General features: G+C 65.3%; 23 protein-coding genes and 1 tRNA gene. 19 read left to right on the top strand and 5 right to left on the bottom strand.

The window, feature by feature from the left end; genetic code table 11:
- Positions 1-285: 285 nt before the first annotated feature.
- From tmk to QZY48_RS34915, 6 genes are all read left to right on the top strand, one after another.
- The gene (gene tmk / locus QZY48_RS19130) at positions 286-942 is read left to right on the top strand and encodes a dTMP kinase (protein ID WP_295434174.1); all 657 of its coding nucleotides are present in this window, start codon (positions 286-288) and stop codon (positions 940-942) included.
- 4 nt (positions 943-946) lie between these two features.
- Positions 947-1,972 carry a DNA polymerase III subunit delta' gene (gene holB, locus QZY48_RS19135; RefSeq protein WP_295434176.1) on the top strand — a complete coding sequence of 342 codons (1,026 nt, stop codon included), beginning with the start codon at positions 947-949 and terminating at the stop codon, positions 1,970-1,972.
- Entirely contained in the window at positions 1,972-2,367 is a 396-nt protein-coding gene (locus QZY48_RS19140) for a PilZ domain-containing protein (protein ID WP_295434178.1), read from the top strand. The genes holB and QZY48_RS19140 overlap by 1 nt, the downstream gene beginning before the upstream one ends.
- Positions 2,368-2,550: 183 nt before the next feature.
- Entirely contained in the window at positions 2,551-3,324 is a 774-nt protein-coding gene (locus tag QZY48_RS19145; protein ID WP_295434217.1) for a TatD family hydrolase, read from the top strand.
- On the top strand, positions 3,321-3,824 hold the full coding sequence (locus QZY48_RS19150) for a TIR domain-containing protein (RefSeq protein ID WP_295434180.1): 504 nt from the start codon (positions 3,321-3,323) through the stop codon (positions 3,822-3,824). Before QZY48_RS19145 ends, QZY48_RS19150 begins: the two co-directional genes overlap by 4 nt.
- Before the next feature lie 15 nt (positions 3,825-3,839).
- A complete protein-coding gene (locus QZY48_RS34915; protein ID WP_366929734.1) occupies positions 3,840-4,019 on the top strand; it encodes an HGGxSTG domain-containing protein in 180 nt (59 codons plus the stop codon).
- A gap of 370 nt (positions 4,020-4,389) precedes the next feature.
- On the opposite strand, the gene QZY48_RS19155 is transcribed toward QZY48_RS34915, so the two are convergent.
- Positions 4,390-4,587: a hypothetical protein gene (locus tag QZY48_RS19155; protein WP_295434182.1), complete on the bottom strand. Its 198-nt coding sequence runs from the start codon at positions 4,585-4,587 to the stop codon at positions 4,390-4,392.
- A 749-nt stretch (positions 4,588-5,336) separates the two neighbouring features.
- A complete protein-coding gene (locus tag QZY48_RS19160; protein ID WP_295434184.1) occupies positions 5,337-5,831 on the bottom strand; it encodes a hypothetical protein in 495 nt (164 codons plus the stop codon).
- A gap of 529 nt (positions 5,832-6,360) precedes the next feature.
- Here QZY48_RS19160 and QZY48_RS19165 point away from each other — a divergent pair.
- The 6 genes from QZY48_RS19165 (at position 6,361) to QZY48_RS19190 (ending at position 12,868) form a co-directional block, all read left to right on the top strand.
- Positions 6,361-7,875, top strand: coding sequence for a site-specific DNA-methyltransferase (locus tag QZY48_RS19165; RefSeq protein ID WP_295434186.1), 1,515 nt, complete (start codon positions 6,361-6,363; stop codon positions 7,873-7,875).
- A complete protein-coding gene (locus QZY48_RS19170; RefSeq protein WP_295434188.1) occupies positions 7,872-10,493 on the top strand; it encodes a DEAD/DEAH box helicase family protein in 2,622 nt (873 codons plus the stop codon). Before QZY48_RS19165 ends, QZY48_RS19170 begins: the two co-directional genes overlap by 4 nt.
- Before the next feature lie 28 nt (positions 10,494-10,521).
- Entirely contained in the window at positions 10,522-11,256 is a 735-nt protein-coding gene (locus QZY48_RS19175; protein ID WP_295434190.1) for a HipA family kinase, read from the top strand.
- Positions 11,253-12,089: a DUF3037 domain-containing protein gene (locus tag QZY48_RS19180; RefSeq protein ID WP_295434192.1), complete on the top strand. Its 837-nt coding sequence runs from the start codon at positions 11,253-11,255 to the stop codon at positions 12,087-12,089. The genes QZY48_RS19175 and QZY48_RS19180 overlap by 4 nt, the downstream gene beginning before the upstream one ends.
- 225 nt (positions 12,090-12,314) lie before the next feature.
- On the top strand, positions 12,315-12,596 hold the full coding sequence (locus QZY48_RS19185) for a hypothetical protein (RefSeq protein WP_295434194.1): 282 nt from the start codon (positions 12,315-12,317) through the stop codon (positions 12,594-12,596).
- Between the two features lie 125 nt (positions 12,597-12,721).
- On the top strand, positions 12,722-12,868 hold the full coding sequence (locus QZY48_RS19190; protein WP_295434196.1) for a hypothetical protein: 147 nt from the start codon (positions 12,722-12,724) through the stop codon (positions 12,866-12,868).
- A 239-nt stretch (positions 12,869-13,107) separates the two neighbouring features.
- On the opposite strand, the gene QZY48_RS19195 is transcribed toward QZY48_RS19190, so the two are convergent.
- Positions 13,108-13,183, bottom strand: a tRNA-Phe gene (locus QZY48_RS19195).
- Positions 13,184-13,452: 269 nt separating this feature from the next.
- Positions 13,453-13,623, bottom strand: coding sequence for a hypothetical protein (locus QZY48_RS19200; protein WP_295434198.1), 171 nt, complete (start codon positions 13,621-13,623; stop codon positions 13,453-13,455).
- A gap of 491 nt (positions 13,624-14,114) precedes the next feature.
- On the opposite strand from QZY48_RS19200, the gene QZY48_RS19205 reads away from it, so the two are divergent.
- The 7 genes from QZY48_RS19205 to QZY48_RS19235 all read left to right on the top strand — a co-directional run bounded on the left by QZY48_RS19205 (position 14,115) and on the right by QZY48_RS19235 (position 20,790).
- Positions 14,115-14,285, top strand: coding sequence for a hypothetical protein (locus QZY48_RS19205; protein WP_295434200.1), 171 nt, complete (start codon positions 14,115-14,117; stop codon positions 14,283-14,285).
- 80 nt (positions 14,286-14,365) lie between these two features.
- Positions 14,366-16,192, top strand: coding sequence for an SLC13 family permease (locus QZY48_RS19210; protein WP_295434202.1), 1,827 nt, complete (start codon positions 14,366-14,368; stop codon positions 16,190-16,192).
- 94 nt (positions 16,193-16,286) lie between these two features.
- On the top strand, positions 16,287-17,210 hold the full coding sequence (locus QZY48_RS19215) for a hypothetical protein (RefSeq protein ID WP_295434204.1): 924 nt from the start codon (positions 16,287-16,289) through the stop codon (positions 17,208-17,210).
- A gap of 21 nt (positions 17,211-17,231) precedes the next feature.
- Positions 17,232-17,606, top strand: a complete 375-nt coding sequence (locus QZY48_RS19220) for a hypothetical protein (RefSeq protein ID WP_295434206.1) — start codon at positions 17,232-17,234, stop codon at positions 17,604-17,606.
- A gap of 45 nt (positions 17,607-17,651) precedes the next feature.
- Positions 17,652-18,452 carry a molybdopterin-binding protein gene (locus QZY48_RS19225; protein WP_295434209.1) on the top strand — a complete coding sequence of 267 codons (801 nt, stop codon included), beginning with the start codon at positions 17,652-17,654 and terminating at the stop codon, positions 18,450-18,452.
- Complete coding sequence (locus QZY48_RS19230; protein ID WP_295434211.1) at positions 18,449-19,264, top strand: hypothetical protein; 816 nt, start codon at positions 18,449-18,451, stop codon at positions 19,262-19,264. The genes QZY48_RS19225 and QZY48_RS19230 overlap by 4 nt, the downstream gene beginning before the upstream one ends.
- On the top strand, positions 19,261-20,790 hold the full coding sequence (locus tag QZY48_RS19235; RefSeq protein WP_295434213.1) for a hypothetical protein: 1,530 nt from the start codon (positions 19,261-19,263) through the stop codon (positions 20,788-20,790). Before QZY48_RS19230 ends, QZY48_RS19235 begins: the two co-directional genes overlap by 4 nt.
- Before the next feature lie 15 nt (positions 20,791-20,805).
- On the opposite strand, the gene QZY48_RS19240 is transcribed toward QZY48_RS19235, so the two are convergent.
- Positions 20,806-21,756: a nuclease-related domain-containing protein gene (locus QZY48_RS19240; RefSeq protein ID WP_295434215.1), complete on the bottom strand. Its 951-nt coding sequence runs from the start codon at positions 21,754-21,756 to the stop codon at positions 20,806-20,808.
- Positions 21,757-21,940 lie beyond the last annotated feature (184 nt).

Here is a 21,940-nt window from a genome sequence, read left to right on the forward strand (position 1 = left end):
CCTCGACAACGACAACGACAACGACAACGACAACGACAATGGCGCGAAAAGGCTGCTCAAGCCCCGCAGGGGCGCGATATACCAGCCCAGGGCAACGCCCTGGGATAGCGTTGTTTAGTCGGCCTGGCCCTGAAAGGGCGTGACATAAGGAGCCACGCCGTTATGTCACGCCCTTTCAGGGCTGAACGCTACAATACCCCATACCCAGGGCGTTGCCCTGGGCTGGTATGTGCGACCCCGTTGGGGTCGTTACGCGAAAAAAATTATTTATAACAAGGTACTGGGATGACCGAGCGCGGACGATTCATCACCTTCGAGGGAATCGAAGGGGCCGGCAAGTCCTCCCAGATCGCCCCCCTGGCGGACTGGCTGCGGGCGCGCGGGCGCGGGGTCGTCACGACCCGTGAGCCGGGGGGCTCGCCGATCGCCGAGCGCATCCGCGCCCTGCTGCTGGATCGGGCCAATACGGGCATGGGCGGGACCACGGAGCTGTTGCTGGTCTTTGCCGCCCGCGCCGAGCACCTGGCCCAGGTCATCGCGCCGGCCCTGGCCGCGGGCACCTGGGTACTGTGCGACCGCTTCACCGACGCCACCTATGCCTATCAGGGCGGGGGCCGCGGGATCGCCCCGGCGCGCATCGCGGCGCTCGAGGACCTGGTCCAGGGGGAACTGCGCCCGGATCTCACGCTCCTCTTCGATCTGCCCCCGGAACTCGGCCTGGCGCGGGCGCGGGGGCGGGGTGAGCCGGACCGCTTTGAAGCGGAACGGCTGGGCTTCTTCGCGGCCGCCCGCGCCGTCTATCGCGGGCGAGCCGCCGCCTGCCCGCAACGCTATCGGGTGCTGGACGCGACCCGGCCGCTCGACGAGGTCACCGCTGCCGTGGCTCGAATCGTCGCCGAGTTCGTGGAATCGAGAGAAGATTGTTTGTCCGCAAATGACTGATTCCTTGACCAGAGTCCCCGCCGACGGCGAACTGCTTCCCTGGCTGGAACCGGCCTGGGCGCGGTTGCGGCAGGCGCAGGCGGCGGATCGGCTGCCCCATGCGCTGTTGGTGGTCGGTGCCCGGGGCCTGGGCAAGCGGCGCCTGGCGACACTGTTCGCCCGCGCGCTCCTGTGTCCGACGCCGCGCCCGGACGGTCTGGCCTGCGGCGTCTGCGCGGACTGCCGCCTCAGCGCCGCCGGGAGTCACCCCGATCTGGCGCGCGTGGCGCCCGATCCCGAGTCCAAGTCCGGGGAGATACCCATCGATGCCATCCGTGAACTGACCGAACGCGCCGTCCTCACCCCGGTGCGCGGGGCGCGCAAGGTGATCCTGATCGACCCGGCGGACCGGATGAACGCCGCTGCGGCCAATGCGCTCTTGAAGACCCTGGAGGAGCCCGCGGGCAACACCCTGCTGATGCTGATCGCCGAACAGCCCGGCCGGCTCCCGGCGACGATCCGCAGCCGCTGCCAACTGCTCAAGCTGGCGGTACCGCCGTCCGACCAGGCCCTTGCCTGGTTGACCCCCGTGCTCGGCGCGGCCGCGGCGCCCCGTCTGCGCCTGGCCTATGGCGCCCCCCTGCGGGCCCTGGAGGAGTTCGATCAGGCGACCCTCGATAGCCGTGATACCCTGGTGCGCAGCTTCATCGGCATCGGCCGGGGTGAACTGGACCCGGTGGCCGCCGCCGTGGCTTGGAACGCGGTGGGCGCGCGGCTATCATTGGACTGCCTGGCGGATTGTCTCTGTGACCTGCTGCGACTGATGGCCTCGCCCGCGCCGCCGCGTCTCGCGGACCCGGGGTTGGCGCCGGCGCTGGGTGCATTCGCCGCCTACGTCGACCCCGGTGCGGCCCAGCGGCTGCTGCGGCGGGTTTTCGAGGCCAGGGGACTGCTGGAGAGCACCGTCAATGCGCTGATGCAGTTGGAGTCGCTCCTGATCGAATGGGCGCGCGTCGGTCAGCGTCGATTAAACCTTAAGGAGACTAAGTGATGAGTACCCCCCTTACTCCGAGCGGGATCGCGGCGGGCGTCCCGGGCGGCGCCATCGGCGGCCAGCAGCGCATACTGAGCTTCGCGATCAAGGACAAGGCCGCCCTCTATGCCTCCTTCATGCCCTTCATCCGCAACGGCGGGCTCTTCATCCCGACCACCAAGCGCTACCAACTGGGCGACGAGATCTTCCTGCTGCTCCAATTGATGGACGAGCCCGACCGTATCCCAGTGGCCGGCAGGGTAATTTGGGTTACCCCGCCCGGCGCCGAGGGCAACCGGGCGGTCGGGGTCGGGGTCCAGTTCAGCGAGCAGGACAAGGGCGTGGCCCGACGCAAGATCGAGGAGTATCTGGTCGGTGTCCTGAACTCCGAGCGGCCGACGCATACCATGTAGGGAGTGGTCAATATCGTTGTCGTTGTCGTTGTCGTTGTCGTAATCGTAATCGGAGAAGCGATGCACTTTGGGGTGCGAGAGAATCCTGGGCGCTACGATAAACTCGACAACGACAACGACAACGACAACGACAACGAAAATGGCGCTTCAATGCAAAGCAACAACCCACCGCCCACTGACCACATGTTCACCGACTCCCACTGCCACCTCGATCGCGTCGACCTGACCCCTTACCAGGGTGACTTCGCCCGGCTGATGGCCGCGACCCGGGAGGCCGGGGTCGCCCGTATTCTGTGTGCCTGCATCGATCTGGTCGCCTACCCCGCCATGCGTGCCCTGGTGGACCCCTACCCCTGGGTGGCGGTGTCCGTAGGTGTCCACCCCAACGAGGTGGGCGGCCCCGAGCCGAGCGTCGCGGACCTGGTTGCCCAGGCGGCGGACCCGCGCGTGGTGGCCATCGGGGAGACCGGGCTCGACTATTTCCGCAGCGAGGGGGACCTGGAATGGCAGCGCGAGCGTTTGCGCACCCACATCGCCGCCGCCCGCACCTGCGCCAAGCCACTGATCATTCATATGCGCGATGCCCGCGAGGACTGCATCCGCATCCTGCGTGAGGAGGGCGCGGACGCCGTGGGCGGCGTGCTGCACTGCTTCACGGAGGACTGGGAGACGGCCCGCCGGGGGCTCGACCTGGGGCTCTATGTCTCCTTCTCCGGCATCGTCACCTTCAAGACGGCCGTCGCCCTGCGCGAGGCCGCGCGCCAGGTCCCCCTGGACCGACTCCTGATCGAGACCGACGCGCCCTATCTCGCCCCGGTGCCCCATCGCGGCAAGTCCAACCAGCCCCGCTTCGTGCCCCTGGTCGCCGCCTGCATCGCCGCGGAGCGGGGAATGGCGGTGGAAGACCTGGCGCGGGCCACCAGCGAAAACTACGTTCGGTTGTTCGGGGTCGCTTGACCCTGGAGTCCCCCAAGCGCTTCCGCGTTGCACTCTCCTTCCCCGGCGAGCAGCGCCCCTTTGTCGCCCAGGTGGCGGAGCGGCTGGCCGCGGACCTGGGCCGGCAGGCGGTCCTCTACGACGCCTGGTACGAGCCCGAGTTCGCCCGCCCGGATCTGGACACCTATCTCCAGTCCCTCTACCACGACCACTCCGAGTTGATCGCGGTCTTTTTTTGCGCGGACTACGAGCGCAAGGAGTGGTGCGGGTTGGAGTGGCGCGCCGTGCGCGACCTGATCAAGCGCCGCCGGGCGGGCCGGCCCATCCCCGGCGTCACGGTCGCCCTGCCCGAGCAGGGCCTGCAGACCCAGACCGACGCGCTGGGTCGCTTCTCCCTGGAGGTCCCGGGCCGCGGGGAGCAGCAGGTCCAACTCATCGCCACAGGCCCGGGGCTCGCGCCCCACCGTCAATACATCCTGACGGGCAGCCGGCGCCTGAGTTTCATCATGCGGCCCGAGTGAAATGAGAATTACGGTATCCTTGCGCCAGGTTCCCCAACCCCCCGACCGGGCAAGCGTCGCTGCAAACTCCACGGCGGACTGAGCACCGGACCCAAGACGCCAGGGGGCCGGGCGCGATCGGCCCAGAACCTCGCACTGGTCAGGCGGCACTCGCTGGCCCCGAGCACGCAGAGGCACGACGGCAACGCTCGCTGAGCGGCTGGCGAACCCCAAGCGTGGCGGTCCAACCTTGCTCTCCAGAAAAGGCTCCCCGCGGGAACCATGCGCACCTAACCCCATGACGTGGGCACACACGCGCACGTGCGCGCTTGTAGGTCGCACAATCACGGCCCCAAGGTTGTCGGATGCCTTGAGGCGCGCCTGCAAGTCGGCCCTTTGGTTGTCCAGTTCGGCTGGCCCGACGCCCATGCTGCCGCGCTGGGTCCTCTAGCGGCTGGCGCCATACCCCGGCCGGCTTGACCCGGCGCGATCCTGCCGGGCCAGAGGTCGGCACCCCTGACAGGATCGCCCTAGCCGGGCATTAGCGCTGGTCCACAAGATTGCGCTGCGCCCGGCCGACGAGGGCTCAGTCGGCGAGGTCCACCTCTGGCTCGGCAGCGCGATCCCGGAACACCATGAAGGACAGGCCGTCGACCGGGTTCGAGGTCAGGCCGACCCGCCCAAGGCCACGCGCCTGGCCTGCCCTGGTCTTCCTGACCAGCACTCGCCCCGCACTGACGACCTGCACTGGGCGGGCGTAGTACAGCGCACGCGCGAACGGCACCCATGCATGCTCCAGAATGGCACCGATTCGCGCGCTTGCGGTTGAAGTCTGGGGCAACCCCCGGGGCCGGGCGCCTGAAGGCCCTGGTGAGGGGGGGCCATGACACGGGTGAAAGTTCTGGGTTCGGCACTGGGTCCCTGCGCGGGACTGGACGCTGCCGCGCCCCGTGAAGATCGAAAGCAAAAAAGCCGCCCGTGAATGATTTGAGGACCCGCCACCATCGATACCGTTAAAGCGGTTACCCGCCACACACGAACTGCCGCGCATGGATAAACGCTCGTGGCTGGCGTTCGCCTTTGATCTGCCTTATCGGGTGCCCGAGCCATCTGGGAATGGTCGCAAATGGCCTTTCCCACGGCCAGCTTAGACCATGGCGAAGCGTTAGTAGTCATCTATTCATGGCGATACCGGGCCGGGATTCGACCGAGCACATCGTTTAGCATCTCGCTAACCCAAGCAGTTTCATTTCGTAGACAGCTAGCCCATTCTGAAATGTCGCTAGCTCGAAAGAGTTCATCGGTGTCATCCTCACTGAGGGGCAACAGCAGTGCGATCTGGCTGTCGTCATCCAGCGCCCTAACTTTTGAAAACAGATCGTCTCGCAACGTGTCCATAGACATTTGGTAAAAAAAATTGTCGCTCCCTTCCGTCTTAGTAAGCCGAAGAAGTCGTATCCTGTGTCGATACCTTCGCTTTCGGAGGGTGCGCACACATCGTGGAGATCCTTGAGCATACTCTGAATCACCCCTTCATAGATGGACTGTCGATCCAAGTACATCAGTATCGTCATCGGGCGTGCCTGACCGAAGCACCCAGTCCACCAGTTCGGCAAGATATTCAGCGCCCACAGGGGGAACTGACCACCAGCCTAGTGTGAGTCGAGCATTCAGGCCGAACACTGTGATCTCGATATATTCGCCATCAGGCACCGTTGGACTTTCGGCGCATATTGGCACGCTCATACCATGCAGCCGACTCAGGTACGAATCCGTTTCTCTTGGATCGAGCGGTGTACGCCAAGCCCGTTCTTTATCTTCACAGACTTCGGTCGTTTCGATGAAGAAATCGTCACGGTGTCGTTTGACCACCAGTGAGTATGATGGCACAGGGGGTCCATAGCCCGAAGGCGACGTGGTCACTTTGATTAGCTCACGGTCGGCGTCAAAATCACCGTGGTACTGAGTCGGCGCTTGAAAGAGATCCAGCGTTGAAAAAAGATCCGGCGTTTGAAAACGATCACGCATGTCCTGGCTCCGTTTTGGTAATGCTTGCTTGAAGATTCGGCACCGGCAATTCGATCAGATCATGGCTAGCATCCGGGGCGGAGTGATAATGCGAGTCTTCATGCTACCCCCTGTTACCCGGTAACGCCTGCCGCCCCTGGAATTGACCTGCCCGGCACCCAGGCGGACCTTAACAGGTGCGCGGGTGCTGGGCCAGGGGTCTGCACCCTGATGGGCTGCGGACAGCACTCTTGACGGGCCGCCCCGGCCAAGTCTTGGGGATAGCCCCAGGGACACGCGCGCGGGGACAGCCAGACGACCGGCGCCGAGGGCAGAGCGACGGCGCAACACTGGCCGGCATCGAAGGTGCACGCCGGGCGGGCCTGCCGCGGCGCGAGTTCTCCGGCTGTCAGCGGCCCGCCCCGCGTGGCCTTGAAGAACAGAATCAGGGGGATGTGCCTACGGCAGCGGCACGACACCGCACGGACGTTTACAGCGGGGAGTTCTTCACCCATCCTAGCATCCCTTTTCAACGCGAAATCCGCCCGACATGCCCTCTCTGCACTGGACAGGAAAAGACGCCGCCGTGGTGGCCATCCGGGACGTGCCCTACCGGCCCCTGGTGGCGGTGCCGAGCCTGAGCTACGGCGAGCCCGAGACCGAGAACCTGCTGATCCAGGGCGACAACCTGGACGCACTCAAGGGCCTGTTGCCGGTCTACGCCGGGCGGGTCAAGTGCGTGTTCATCGACCCGCCTTACAATACCCGCTCAGCCTTCGAGCATTACGACGACAACCGCGAGCACTCCATCTGGTTGTCGATGATGTATCCGCGGCTGGAATTGCTGCGCGAGCTATTGAGCGAGGACGGGTCGATCTGGGTGACGATTGACGATAATGAGGGGCATTACTTGAAAGTCATGATGGACGAGGTATTCGGCCGCGGAAATTTCGTTACCGGACTCTGCTGGGAAAAGGTTTATACGCTCAAGAATACCGCTCGACTCTTTTCGGAACAGCACGATCATATACTGATTTATTCAAAGCAATTCGACAAGGTCACTATAAATCATCTTCCAAGATCCGAGAAGCAAAATTCAGCGTTCAAGAACCCTGACAATGATCATCGCGGTCCCTGGCTTGATAGCGCAGTACACGCGAGAAATTTCTACAGCAAAGGAAGCTACAGCGTAACCGGTCCGACCGGCAAAGAGTTCTCTCCACCACAGGGTCGATATTGGACGGTCTCAAAGGAAAATTTCGAGCAAATGGATAGAGATAGAATGATTTGGTGGGGCCGCGACGGTAATAACGTACCCCGTAAGAAGGCATTCCTGAGCGAGGTAAAGCAATCCGTTGTGCCTGGTACAATTTGGGGCTATCAAGATTCAGGAGAAAATGCGCAAGCCAAGAACGAAATAAAGGCTCTTGTCGACGGTATTTCCGAAGTGTTCATTACAGTCAAGCCCGAGCGACTGCTGCGACGGATTCTTGTTATCGCTACTAACCCCGGCGACCTTGTTCTCGATAGCTTCTTAGGCTCCGGCACGACTGCGGCCGTAGCCCACAAGATGGGTCGCCGCTGGATCGGGATAGAGATGGGCGACCACGCCGAGACCCATTGCGCCGCGCGGCTGCGGAAGGTCATCGACGGCGAACAGGGCGGAATCAGCAAGGAAGTCAACTGGCAAGGCGGCGGCGGTTTCCGTTTCTGCCGCTTGGGCGAGCCGGTATTCGACGGCCGCGGCAGCATCAGGCCCGGCGTAGGCTTCGCCGATCTGGCCCGCTGGGTCTGGTATCGGGAGACCCGCCAACCCTTGGCCGAGGTGCCCACGACACCGCTCTTGGGTGTCCACCAAGGCACCGCCTATTACCTGCTGTATAACGGCATCCTGGGGGACCGCCGGCCCGCGGGCGGCAACGTCCTGACCGCGCCTCTGCTGCAAGTCTTGGCGCCCCACGACGGCCCCCGCGTGGTGTTCGGCGAGGCGTGCCGCCTGCATGAATCCCGGCTGGCCGCGCTCAACCTGCGCTTTCGCCAACTCCCCTATCAGGCGAATGCATGATGGACCGCAAGCCCTACCAGATCGCCGCCCTGGACACCCTGACCCGCTTTGCCCGACGGGCCGCGGAGATCGGCCCGCATCGCGCCTTCGCGCAGATCGCGAGCCACGAGCCGGCCTATCGGGACCAAGGTTTCGGCGGGACCCCTTACCTGTGCCTGCGCCTGCCGACCGGCGGCGGCAAGACCGTGCTGGCCGCCGACGCCATCCCGGTGCTGCGCCAGTTCGCCGGGCAGGATTACCCCCTGACCCTGTGGCTGGTGCCAAGCAAGGCGATCCTGGACCAGACCGCCGCTACCCTGCGCGACCCGCAACACCCCTATCGGGAGCGACTCAATGCCCAGTTCGGCATCGACCGGGTGCGGGTCCTGAGCCTGGAGGACGCGACCGGCATCCTGCCCCAGGAGGTGCACCAAAAGGCCCTGATTGTGGTCTGCACGACCCAGGCGTTGCGGGTGGACAAGATGGACACCCGCAAGGTCTACGCCGGGCACGAGGGGTTGGACGCCACCTTCGAGCGCCTGACCGCCGCTCCGGACATGGACACGGACGAACAGGGCCGGGTGCTGGCATCCTTCGTGAATCTCTGCCGGGCCTGGCCCCCGCTGGTGATCGTGGACGAGGCGCACAACGCCCGCACGTCCCTGTCCTTCGACACCCTGAAGCGCTTCGCGCCCGCCTTCATCCTGGAACTGACCGCGACCCCCGCCGCCGACCCCAAGAGCGGCAGCAACGTGCTGGTGCGGGTGTCCGCCCGTGAACTGCGCGACGCGACCATGATCAAGTTGCCTGTCGTGGTCACGGAGTACGGGGGCGACTGGACCGCCACGATAGCCGGCGCGGTGCGGGAACGCGCCATGCTGGAAGACCTGGCACGCCAGGACGGACGCGGCATCCGCCCCATCGCCCTGTATCAGGCCGAGCGCAAAGACGGCACCGTGACGCCCGAGACGATCCGCGCCCACCTGATCGAGAACGAGGACATTGCCGAGGACGAGATTGCCATTGCCACCGGGACCCAACGGGGCATCGACGGGGTGGACCTGTTCCTGCCCGGATGCAAGATTCGCCACATCATCACGGTGCAGGCACTCAAGGAGGGGTGGGACTGCGCTTGGGCCTATGTGCTGTGCTCGGTCGCCAATATCCGCTCGCCCAAGGACATCGAACAGCTTCTCGGGCGGGTCCTGCGGATGCCCAACGCCCAGGCCAGCCGTTTCGACCCGCTGAACCGGGCCTATGCCCACGTCACCCATGGCGCCTTTCAGACGACGGCCAAGCAACTACGCGACGCCCTGGTGACGCTTGGATTCGACCGGGACCAGGCGCAGGAGGCGGTGCAAACGCCCTTTCACTTTGATGAGGACGACGACCTGCTGGCGGTGCGGCGCGGAACATCCGTGGTCCTGCCGGGCGCCCCGCCCAATCTGGACGGGTTGCCGGGCAGCGACTTGGCCGGGATCGCCATCACGCGACAGAGCGCCGAAAGCACGACCTTGCGCATCCAACCCGAGGCCCCGCCCGAGGCCATCGACCGCCTGTGCGAGCGCCTGCCCGCCAATCAACGCCAGCCCGTCCGCGACGCCTACCGGCAGGCAGTGGCCCTGCGCTGCCCGGCCGAACGGGGCGAGACCCTGACCCTGCCGTTACTCGCCTGGCGCCAAGAAGAATTGATCCTGGGCGAGGCGACCGCCGAGGAGTTGCGCCACCATGGGCGCTTCTCAGCCCGCGACTGCCCGCCCCATGATTGCGATTGGAGCAACGACCGCCAGGCGACCACAAGCGAGATCGACGCGGACGCGGCCGGGCATCTGAGGATTTCCGAGGCAACGATCAACCTCCTGCCCCAACGTGCATTGAGCGAGCAATTGGACCGGGATTGGCTGGTCTACTGGCTGGCTCGGGAGTGTCGGCGCACCGACACCACCGAGCCGGACATGATCGCGTACCTTACCGGGTGGATCACCCACCTGGAGCAGACCCACGGCCTGGACGCCTTGAGGGTCCACAAGTACCGCCTGCAAGGCCGTCTGACCCAGTGCCTTGACCAATGCGCACTGAAGGCGGCCGAGCGCGGCCTGAGCAACCTGTTCGACTTCCAGGACGGGGCCGACTCGCCGCTGACTATCGCCCCCGAGGTATTCGTCGGGTTCAGGCCCGAGACGGACTACCGCCCCACCAAGCCGTTGCGCGGCAGGGTGTTCAGGAAACACCTGTACCCCGTGGTCGGCGAGATGAACCGCCCGGAAACCGACGTGGCAGCCGTGCTCGACAGCCTGCCCGAGGTGGAAGTCTGGCTGCGCAACCTGGATCGGCACCCGCGGAGCTTCCGGTTGCCGTGCCCGTCCGAGCACGGGGACTGGTTCTATCCTGACTTCCTGGGGCGCCTGACAGATACCCGCCTGCTGGTAACGGAGTACAAGGGCGGCTATCTGGAACCCTTCGACAGTCGTAAGCGGCAGATGGGCCTGGCCTGGCAGCGGGCCATGAACGGGCGAGGGGTGTTCCTGTGGATCGGCGATTCGGCCGAGACTTCGAGGGGGCGCAGCATTGCACAACAGATACAGGATGGGTTGCGCGGGGGCGGGGCACGGATTGGGCCACGCGGCTATCAGAGTTGATTGTCGGCGGGCTAGCCCTGAATTCAATATGACAGTCATCATTTCGGAAGTGTTAAAGCGCTCGGAGCAAGGCGTCACGAGGCCCTTTATTTGCCGCGGTGACGACGAACTGATCTACTTCGTCAAGGGCATCGGCGCCGGACGACGCAGCCAAATCTGCGAATGGATCGCCGCCAATCTGGGGCACGCTCTGGAGATTCCCATCCCGCCCTTTGCCATCGTCGAGGTACCGCCGGACCTGATCGAGATCGGCGGCCGACCGGATCTTGGCCAACTGGGCGCTGGGCCAGCATTCGGCTCTGCGAGGCACCCCCTGATCGAGCTTTCGCCTAGCGCGGTCGTCCAGGTACCGCACGCGGTTCAGTGGAGTGTGCTAGCCTTCGACTGGTGGCTTCGCAACGGAGACCGCACCTTAACCGCGACAGGCGGAAATCCAAACCTATTTTGGGACCCGGCGGCACGTAATTTGCTTGTCTTTGACCACAACCAGGCATTTGATACGTATTTTGATCCCGTAGATTTCAGAAAACTCCATGCGTTTTCCGCCCGGATTCCTGAGTTGTTTGATGATATTGTGCGGCGCGATGACTTCGCCAAGCGGCTGGAGTTGGCCCTGGGACGCTGGAAGGAAATCGTCGACACTATCCCGCCCGCCTGGTACTTCGCCGACCCAGAGATGACTATTCCCGCGGATTTCGACTTCACGGCCGCCTTTAATACTTTAGCCCGTTGTTCTGAAAAAGATTTTTGGATGATACCGTGACCAAGACAGCCTGCCAGTACGCCATCATCCGTTTCGCCCCGTTCGTCGAAACCGACGAATTTGCGAACGTCGGCATCGTGCTTTTGGCCCCGCGCGCGGGCTTCTTCGGCCACCGACTAGAGGCCCGTCGGTATGCTCGCATTACCAGATTTTTCGAGGGGCTTGATGGCCGTACTTACAAGGCCGCGGTATCAACGGTAAGCGCCGACCTGCAGCGACTCTCGCACGTACTCACGGAACGAGGTTTCGGCCCCGGTGTGGAGCGGGCTGGCGCCGCCTTCGCCCAAGATGTCTTCCATGAAATCGTCCGCCCCCGCGAGGGAATCGTTCGCTACAGCGACCCGAGAGTGGTCATGGCGGATGACCCAGCCACAACATTGAACCACCTTTTCAGCCGCTACGTGGAGAGGGATTTCGCGACCCCGGAATACCATGAGACAGCGATGGAGCGGGCCTTGCGCGCCCTGCTTCAAGGCGCCCATCTCGCGGCACGCTTCGAGAGCTGGCGGATCGGGGACGACGGCTATCATGTGACCTTCCCCCTGGTAGAACATCGCGGCGAAACCCCCGTCAGGGCGATCAAGGCCCTGAATCTGGCCCAAGACGAGCCCAGCAAGATACGCGATCATGCGCTCCTCTGGCGCGGCCGAATCAACATGCTGCGCGAGCGCCGGACCCTGCCGGACCGAGTCCTGTTTGCCGTGTCGGAGCCTGGATCAGAGCGCGCCCAGAAAGATGCCTACGACGAGGCGCTGGCGGACTTTCAGCGCGACGGAGTGCAAGCCGTGTCCGCGCGAGACAGCAAGCGCGTCCTGCTGTTCGCGAGCACCTAAGACCCGATCCGGCATCGGTGGACCGATGGACCTGGCCTTTGAGGCAACCCGCTTGAACGTGTGGGGTGGCTCAGAAGCTGAAGCATCCAATGCCGCCATGCACGAGAACAAACGGACTCGGGTCCGCAGACCAGGCCGAAACCGACCACCATCATATCGTGACACCTTGCTATTTACGTTTCAGCAACGATAATTAACGGACTATTAACCGTTGCAGCAACATAAATGCCAGACACCAGCACCACCAAGACGCGCGGACGGCCCCCAACCGGGCGAGCGCGGACCCCGGCGCAGCGTAGTGCAGCCCTTCGGGAACGGGCGCGAACGTGGATCTTCGAGGGCAGCGAGCGGCCGATCAGTGAGGTTGCCGACTCGCACTTGCTTGAAGGGCTCGGCACCGCCTACCGGGCACGCCTGCCGTTCGAGGTCGAGCGGATTGCGGGCGAACTGCTGCGCCGCTTGAGTGAGGCTAAATCCGTTGCAGTAACGGATAATTCCGACCCCTGATACTCGGGTGCGCCTGGTCACGCACGGGGCGCAGTCCGGCCCTACCTGGCGACCGCGGACAGGACCCCGGGCAACCTCAAGGGCGGCATCGTCGGCGCCGTGGTGGAAGGGGGAGCGCGAGCAGGGTGTTCGAGGTCCTGCCGGCGGCCCACCACTACCTCGTGCTGATCGTCGGCGCCATGGTGGATATGCACCGCGGCACCAAGGGCGGCGACCTCGCAGGACCGAGCGGCCCACGCCCCGGCACCTGGTCACTGCGCGGCTGCACATGAAGGCCGGGGGCAACCTCAAGGCCGGGGGCCGATCCCGATTTCTCCCACACGCGACCCAAACGAACACGGCCCAGACGGGAACCGTCTAAGCCGTTGTTGTGCTTGCCCTGCTATCAAAAGGGCGCGCCCCCGGTGGATAACTTCGCTTGGGTGACACCTTGGGTGACACTAGGGGACGCAAAAGGGGGCGTTTTAGGCGAATCTGCGCGTCTCCTTGCGGGCCGAACTTTCTGATTTTATGGTGCCCAGGGGCGGAATCGAACCACCGACACGGGGATTTTCAGTCCCCTGCTCTACCAACTGAGCTACCTGGGCTTGGACGCGAAAAACTGCCTGCCGAGCGTGCTTTGGTTCCCGAAGGCTGGGAGTTCACCGTGCAGCGCTGTGCAGCCCCGTATTTAAGACGGATCGGCGCCTTCAGTCAAGTGTGAAAGTGGGGCAGGGGCCTTACATTTTGCGGCAGGGCCCTGAACGATCCGGAAATCTCTAACATCAGCATGGACCTAGGGATACTGGTCCGCTCGATTCCGGCCCCGGGGGGCGGTGCATGGCACGGCGACCGTGCATCAGGCCGTGCGCATCCATCACCGGCGAGCCTGAGCCCCGCCCGCGTCGAGGGCAGGCAGCGGCCAGGCCGCGACCAGCCCCGCCAGGGAGGGGGCCTTGTAATCGGTACCCTTGGCCTGCGGATCGACCAGGTACCAGGCCGCGAACACGACCGTGACCAGTAGCCACAGGACATACTTCGGTCTCACAATTGTCGTCGCTCGCAACGCGCCGGCTCAGTTGCAGCTCAGATTCAAGGGCGGGCAGTCCGCGGTTACATGCTCATTGACGCTCCGGCTCTGGTGCAGCGAGTGGCGGTTGTGTGCGAACTCGCTCGCCCGCGCGCTGATCGTCCCCACCCCTACGGCTCACTGCCGTTAAGTTAAGCACCGCAGCCCAAGCCCCTGGAGTCCAAGGCTTCAGCCTTGGAGCGCGCCAAGGCTGAAGCTGGTCGATGGCAGGCCAGTGGGTCCTGCGCAGTTGGAGGGATGCGGGTGACCGCGCGCGGATTTGCTCTTCCACCTGCCGCGGGCCAAACTGCTGCACTGACGCACCGCGCTCCCGCCCGTCGTGCGACGATCCCTGGTCGCGCGGCGGTGAGTGAGGCGCTGCCTCGGCGCGACCCGAGAGAGACCATGAGCCAAGCCGCGCGGCCCTTTCCAGGTCCTGGGGTCAGCGCGATCTAAAGGTAATTCAGACCATGGGCGCAACCGCCATCCTCAGCACCTTCGGCGCCACCTTGTTTGCGCTGCTCAACCCGGTGGGTATGCTGCCGGTTTTTATGGGCTATACCGAGCGAACGAAAACTGTTGACGGAGTGAATCATGCATACCAGGTATTGCGCCTTTGGGGTCGTGCTGGCACCAGGTGAAGGCCGAGATCAAGAAGCTTGAAAAGAAGCTGTAGGCAGCACGGGGTCCCTGCGGCTCGGCTTCAGGCGCGGGGGCGGGCATGACCGACCACATGATGATCGTGTTCGGCATCCTGGCAGGCGCCATCGCGCTGTTTGCCTGGGGACGCCTGCGCGCCGATATGGTGGCGATCCTCGTGGTGCTGGCGCTGATGCTCAGCGGTGTACTGACGCCCCAAGAGTCGCTGGCCGGGTTCGGTGACCCGGTGGTGGTCCTGATTGCCGGCATGTTCATCGTCAGCGAGGCCCTGGTGAGCACCGGGGTCGCGCATCGCCTGGGGGATGCGGTGCTGAGGGCCGGCGCCGGCAGCGAGGCGCGCCTGATCGCGCTGGTGATGGCGCTGGCGGGAGGGGTCGGGGCCTTCATGAGTTCGTCGGCGATCGTTGCCATGCTGATTCCGGTGGTGCTGGCGATTGCCGATAAGACCGGATTGAATCGCAAGCGGATGCTGATGCCGTTGTCCGTCGCGGCCCTGACCAGCGGGATGATGACCCTGATCGCGTCCTCCCCCAATTTGATTGTCGAGGCCGCCTTGCGTGCGCAGCATCTGGCCCCGCTCGGCTTCTTCAGTTGGGCGCCCTTTGGTCTGGCCGTGCTCGCCGTGGGCATGCTCTTCATGCTGGCGGCGCGCAACTGGCTCAGTCGGAGCCGCAGCGCCGCGGCCGACGGCGCGCGCCAGGCAAGCGTGGTCGATCTGATCACTGCCTATGGGCTGGCCGCTTGGTGGCACCGCCTGCGCGTTCCCGCGGGTTCCCCCCTGCTGGCGCAATCGGTGGCCGCGGCCCGGCTGCGCAGTCGCTTCGGTTGTGTCATCGTGGGCTTGGAGCGGCAACGCGACGGTCAGATGCAGGGGGTGCCGGCCCTGCCGGAGACGGTATTCGAGGTCGAGGACGCGATCATCGTCGTCGCGGACGCCCCGCAGGTGGAGTCCCTGATCGCGGCGCACCGCCTGATCCGACTGCCCCCGCTGAGCGATCGGCAGCGCTATGAGGTCCTGCAGGAGGTGGGGGCGGCCGAGATCATGCTCGCGCCGGAATCCAAATTGATCGGCAAGACCCTGCGTGAAATCGAATTTCGCGGGCGGTATCGGGCCACCGTGATCGCGGTTCGGCATCGCGGTAAGCCGCTCACCATGAATCTGGTGGATGAGCCCCTGGACTTCGGTGACACCCTGTTGGTCTTGGGTGACTGGGACGATATTCGGCGGTTGGGGGAGGACCGGCAGAACTTTGTGGTTCTGGCGCTGCCGGCGGAATACCGGGAGCGGCTGCCCGCGCGCGGCCGCGCCCCGGCCGCCGTGGGCATTCTGGCGCTGATGATCACGGTGATGGCCTTGGAACTGCTGCCGAACACGGCGACCGTGCTGATCGCCGCGCTGCTGATGGTCGCCACCGGCTGCGTCAAACTGGACAGCATTTACCGCGTCATCAGTTGGAAGACGGTGGTGCTGATTGCCGGTATGCTGCCCTTGGCAACCGCGCTGACCAAGACCGGGGCGACGGTGTTGATGGCAAACCAACTGGTCGCCGCGCTCGGGTCACTGGGGCCGATTGCCATGCTGGCGGTGCTGTTCCTGGTGACCGCGGTGGTGGGGCTCTTCATCTCCAACTCCGCCACCGCCGTCCTGATTGCGCCGATTGCGATTCAGGCCGCCCAGTCACTGCATGTGTCGCCCCAGGCCTTCGCCATGACGGTGTCGATCGCCTGCTGTGCCGCCTTTGTCACACCGGTGTCGTCGCCGGTCAATATGTTGGTGATGGAGCCCGGCGGCTACCGTTTCGGCGACTATGTCAAGGTCGGCCTGCCGCTGCTGCTGCTGACGATGGTCGTGACCATCGCATTGGTGGCCCTCATCTACCTCTATTGAAAAATCGCCCGCTGGGCGATTTTTCAATTTGGTTAGGAAACTGGATTACGGCATCCTGGGGTACGGCTTTCAGTTTTTTTGGGGAGGTTCGGCAATGACAGAAATGGTAGCGACGCCGGGGCGGCTCGGGGTGGACGACCGCGTGCAGCCGGGGCAATACAGCGACGGGAGTCCGCTCGATCAGGTGCATTATCTCGAGTGCAAGCTGATCCTGAAGCCGGAGCGCTTCACGTCGGCCCAGGTCTTCCTCGAGTACGGCGAGTTGGTGGCGCAGACGGCGCGGCAATTCGGGATCGGCGTGCTGAACCAGGGCCTGGTGCTCAAGCCCGAACTGCGCGAGATCGTGTTCCTGGACACGGCCGATTTTCGCCTCTACAACAATGCCTTCATCCTGCGCAAGCGCACCCTCTACGAGCACGGCTTCCGCGTAGGTGATCCGGAGATCGTCCTTAAATTCCGTCACCCCGACCTGCAAACGGCCGCCGCCTTGGACGTGCGGCCGCAGATCGCCGGCAACTACCGCATCAAGTTCAAGGCCGAGGCCCTGCCGTTGCGCGATCAGGTGGGCGGGTACCGGGTGCTGTATTCGCACAACGCGCAGTTTCCCTTGAGCCAGGCACCCGAGGGTGACCGCACGGCGATGGGGACTCTGGTGCAGGTGTTCCCCTCCTTGGCGCTCCTGCAGGCGTCCGCTGCCGAGCGGGTCGAACTGGTGAACCGGACCATCGTCGAGGAGGTCTTGCAGGACCTGGGTACGCTGGATTTCGGCAAGGGGGTGACGGCCGCGTCGAACATCGCCGTCTGGCGTGAGCGCGGCGATCATCATACCCTGTGCGGCGAGTTCGCATTTCAGGCCAAGTTCAAGCGCCGGGACGATTTGCACGAGAAGGCGATTGAACGCTGCCGCCAGTTCTTCATCGCCTTGCAGCAGGCCGGACGGAACTGGCTGGCGCTGGGTACGACCAAGACCGGGCTGGTTTATCGGCTCAAGGGCAATCCGCCCCAGAGCCATGAGTGAGGCACGCAAGGGGTAATGATGATGACGAGCAATCCAAGCGGGTACGCCCGGGTGCTGTCGGCCGCCCTGCTGGCAGGCGGCATCCTGGGTGCGGCGGGCTGTGGGACCAATGGCTTTTCTCCGGACGCATTGATCGAAAATCCGGGCGCCGAGGCCTTCCTCGACCGCATCGAGGCGAACTGCGGCAAGTTGTCCGTGGGTAATCAGCCGCTGAACTGGCTGTTGAGCACGAGCAACAACGATGTCGTGTTCGTCGACGTGACCAGCAAGTTCTATTTGGGTCAGATTCCGGCCGCGGAGTACGCAAGCAATATCAACGCCTTTTACCCGACCGGCACCAATCAGCCGGCGCTCGACTGCATCTTCAGGCAGCGCGCAGGCGCGTCGAACCAGTGAGTGATATCAGGACCTCCCGGACCACCAAGAGAGGCACGACGACCAATGGATAAGGGCCCAAGCGCTGCCGACGGCGCGTCCGGTTTCGGCCTCATCGTCATCGGCGACGAGGTGTTGAACGGTCCCCGCACGGATGCGCACCTGCCGTTCTTCAGACAACTGCTCGCCGCGCGCGGGCACTGTCTGGCCTGGCACTGGCTGTTGCCGGACGACCCCGAGGTACTGACCGGGCAGTTGCGCATCTCGCTCGGCCTGGGGGTGCCGGTGTTCGTTTGCGGGGGCATCGGCGCCACCCCGGACGACCATACCCGGGCCTGCGCCGCCGCCGCGGCCGGCCTCGACCTGGTGCGTCACCCGGGGGCGCGCGCCCTGATCGAGGGGCGCTTTGGCGCTACCGCCTACCCTCACCGCATTTTAATGGCGGACCTGCCCGCGGGCTGTGACCTGATCCCCAATCCGCACAACCAGATCCCCGGCTTTTCACTGCGCGGGCACTGGTTCCTGCCGGGTTTCCCGCAGATGGCCTGGCCGATGGCACAATGGGTGCTCGGGCACTACCAGGGCAGCGCCGAGCCCCTGCGGGAGGCGGCGTTGGAGGTCCTGGGGGTGCCGGAGAGCGAGTTGATCCCATTGATGCTGGCCCTGGGTAGCCGTTTTCACGGGATCAAGCCCTTCAGCCTGCCCCATATCGGCGCCGACCCCCATATCCTGCTGGGGCTGCGCGGGCGGTGCGACCTGGGGCCGGCCATGGCCGCACTGCGCGCCGGGCTCGCCGCCGCCGGTATGGACTGCCGGGAGCAGTCTGCGCTCTATCCCACCTGCCACCACGGAGACTCAACACGATGAAATCCATTGCCGAAAGAGGCGCCGCCACCCGCGAGCAGGTCGCCCGCGAGATTGCCGGTGTCGATGCCATCGAGATCAAGGTCACGATCCCGGACGCCCAAATCGAGGAGGCGCTGAACCGCTACGCCCTGAGCGTCGACAATGATGAGGAGCGCTTTATCTATTTCTTCGACACACCCGATCTCGCCCTGTTCGAGGCGGGGGTCATCGCCCGGGCACGGCGCATCATCGGGGACCAGCACGACAGCACGGTCAAGTTCCGCCCGGTGAATCCGAGCGAGGTATCGGCGACCTGGCGCGCCTGTGAAGGCTTCAAGCTGGAGGCGGACGCCAGTGAGACCGCCGTGACCAAGTCGGCCTCGCTCACCAAGCCGGTGGCCAAGGGCCTGATCAAGCAAGTGATCGCGGGCAATAAGGGGATCGGCAAGCTGTTCACCAGGGAGCAGGACGAGTTTCTGGCCGCCATGGGTCGGCAACCGATCGACTACGACTCACTGCGCGTCCTGGGCCCCTTGACGGCGAACCGCTGGAAGTTCACGGCGCCGGCCTGTCCCTGGCCCATCACCGCGGAACTCTGGAAGCGCTCCGATGGCGCGCGTCTCATGGAGCTTTCGATCAAGGCCCCGGCGGTCCAGGCGGCGGTGGCCATCGGCGGCTTCATGGCCCTGCTCGCCGAGGTCGGCGCCGAGCGGGATACAGCGCAGCAGACCAAGACCCGCTGGGCCCTGGAGCACCACGCTGCGGCCCTGCGCGACGCGGCGGCGCAGACGCTGGTGCCGGACGCTGAACGCGCGCTGGCGAACGAGCCATGAACACCCCAGTCCCCCGTTGGGAGTGGCGGACCTTCGGTGCCGGGCTCGGCGCGGCCGGCGCCCGGCTCGCCGCCCTGGCCGGCGCGGCGGCGCCCCCGGTCGCGTCGAGCGACGAGATTTATCTGCTCTCAGAACGCGGCGACGCCAACGTCAAGGTCCGGGATGACCTGATGGACATCAAGCAACTGGAGCAGACCGACGGGGCCGGGCTGGAGCAGTGGCGCCCGGTCCTCAAGGCCGGCTTCCCCTTGTCCGCGGCGACCCTGGGCCAGGTCTTCGCGGCCCTGGGGCTGCCCGCGCCGACCCTGGCGCGCGCCGCCTACAGTCTGGACCAGTTGACCCGGGAACTGATCGCGCCGGAGCCGCGCCTGGAGGCGCTGGCCGTCCACAAGGAGCGCACGCGCTACCGGGTGGACGGCTGCATGAGCGAACTGACCCGGGTCGCGGCCGGCGGGGCGCAGACGCAGACCCTGGCCGTGGAGTCCGAGGACCCCGCGGCGGTGCTCGCCCTGGTGCAACGGCTCGGGCTCGCGGACCTGCCCAACCAGAGCTACCCCCGCGGCCTCAAATCACTGGGCGCCGCGGCGCCCGGCCCCGGCGCGGCAGCGGTCCCGCTGCGCGTCGCCGTCCTCGACCTGGGCACCAACTCGGTCAAGTTCCATATCGGCGAGCGTGACCCCGCCAGCCGCTGGCAGCGCGTCCTGGACCGCGGCGAGGTCACCCGCCTGGGCGAGGGCCTGCGCGAATCCGGCCTGATCGCCCCCGCCGCCTGGGACCGGACCCTCGCCGCCGTCTGTGCCATGGCGGCGCAGGCGCGCGCCGCCGGGGTCGCGCAGACCCTCGCCCTCGGCACCATGGGCCTGCGCAACGCCAGCAACAGCGACGCCTTCATCGCCGCCGTGCGGGAGCAGTGCGGCGTGGCGATCGAGGTCATCGACGGCGCCGAAGAGGCACGGCTCGCCTACCTCGCGGTGCAGGCCGGGGTCGGCCTGCCGGACGGCGCGGTCGCCGTCTTCGACACCGGCGGCGGCAGCACCCAGGTCACCATCGGGCAGGGCGGCCGGGTGCTTGCGCGTTTCAGCCTGGACCTGGGCGCCGCGCGCATCACCGAGCAGTTCGGGCTGGCCGCCCCGGTCGAGCGCGACCACCTGGACGCGGCCCTGGCCGCCATCGCCCGCGAACTCTCCCGGCTCGACCAGAGCGCGCCGCCCGACGCCCTGGTCGGCATGGGCGGTGCCGTCACCAACCTGGCGTCGGTCAGCCTGGCCATGACCCGCTATGACCCGGACCTGATCCAGGGCGCCATCCTCACCCGCGGTGAGATCGAGCGCCAGATTGCACTCTACGCCGGCCTGGACCGGGCCGGGCGGACCGCCGTCCCGGGCCTGCAGCCCGGCCGCGCCGACGTCATCCTGGCCGGTGCCCTGATCGTGCGCACGCTGCTCGACAAGTTCCGGCAGGACCAGCTCGAGGTCAGCGACCGGGGGCTGCGCCACGGTGTACTCATTGACCGGTTTTCCGCGTGAGGCGGAACCGCACGGTCAACCCGCGCGCCGGTCCTTCCACCCTTTGGCGGCGAGCTCGGTCGCCTGACCAGGTTCCGGCATCCGGCACAACTGCTCGACCTGAAAGCTGATCCGCTTGATCGCGTCTGGTGTCAGCGATGCCTCGTCGGCGCGCGCCTTGAGCATGAACTGGCAAGCCTTGGGATTGGTGGCGATCACGTCGCTCCGGTTCGTGTTCTCCACGAACCAGCCGGGCAGGGCGATGACCGGCCGTGCCTTGACCTCCAGCCCTGTCGACTTGGTCAAGCGCTCGGACAGCCACCGGGCCTGGGCGCGCGCCTGTTCCGCCGGCTTGGTTTCAGTCCAGTCGGGAAAGCGCAGCGCCTGACCGTCGAAGGTGACCTTCGCCTGCTCCTTCCCCTTGCCTTGGGTGGACTTGAGCCGGTGCTTGGTCTCGACGGCGAAGACGCCTCCGGGGGCTACCACCACATGGTCGATGTTGAATCCCGGGGCCTGGATGTCGTGCAGCACCCGGCCGCCGCCCGCGATGATCGGTTCCAAGAGTTGGGCGGTTGCCAACTCGCCGGCCAGTGCCTCTCGATACCGTTGGCAAAGGTCGACCTTGCGGATCAGCCTGACGGTCAGAAACACTAATAAGACCAATGCGGCGGCGGCGAGAAGAATGCCGTTGGTCGGGGGGCTGAGGGTCTGTGTGTTCTGGGTCGGAAGCTGATAGGTGCCGAACAGCATCAGCGGAACCCAAGTGGTCGCCATTAAGTACACGGTGATGTCGTCGTTGAGCGCGTCGATCTGCTCCTGAAGCCCGAACCCCGGGGTCCGCAGCAGGTCCGTGGTCAGTGGTGAGCGGCGATTGCGGTTGCGTACGAAGTGCTTCCAAAGGACCAGAACACCTGCGATCAGGATAAGCGGCACCAAGACCATCCCAACGATGATCGCCTGGGCCTGCAAGGATGCGAGAAATGTCATCAGTTATCTGTCCTCAGATGTGATCCGCTGATCCGCCGGCTCCGCGCCTTCGGCAACACCGGCCAAGTCCGGGTCCGCCAACAGATTCCCGAGCCGAGTCAGTGCGGAGTCAATAGTACGCTGAGCGTGAGGGCTTCGCGTGAAAGTCGCGCAGCGACGCTGTGGGAGCGGCTTCAGCCGCGAC

Source organism: uncultured Thiodictyon sp., from assembly GCF_903828115.1.
Classification (GTDB): Bacteria; Pseudomonadota; Gammaproteobacteria; order Chromatiales; family Chromatiaceae; genus Thiodictyon.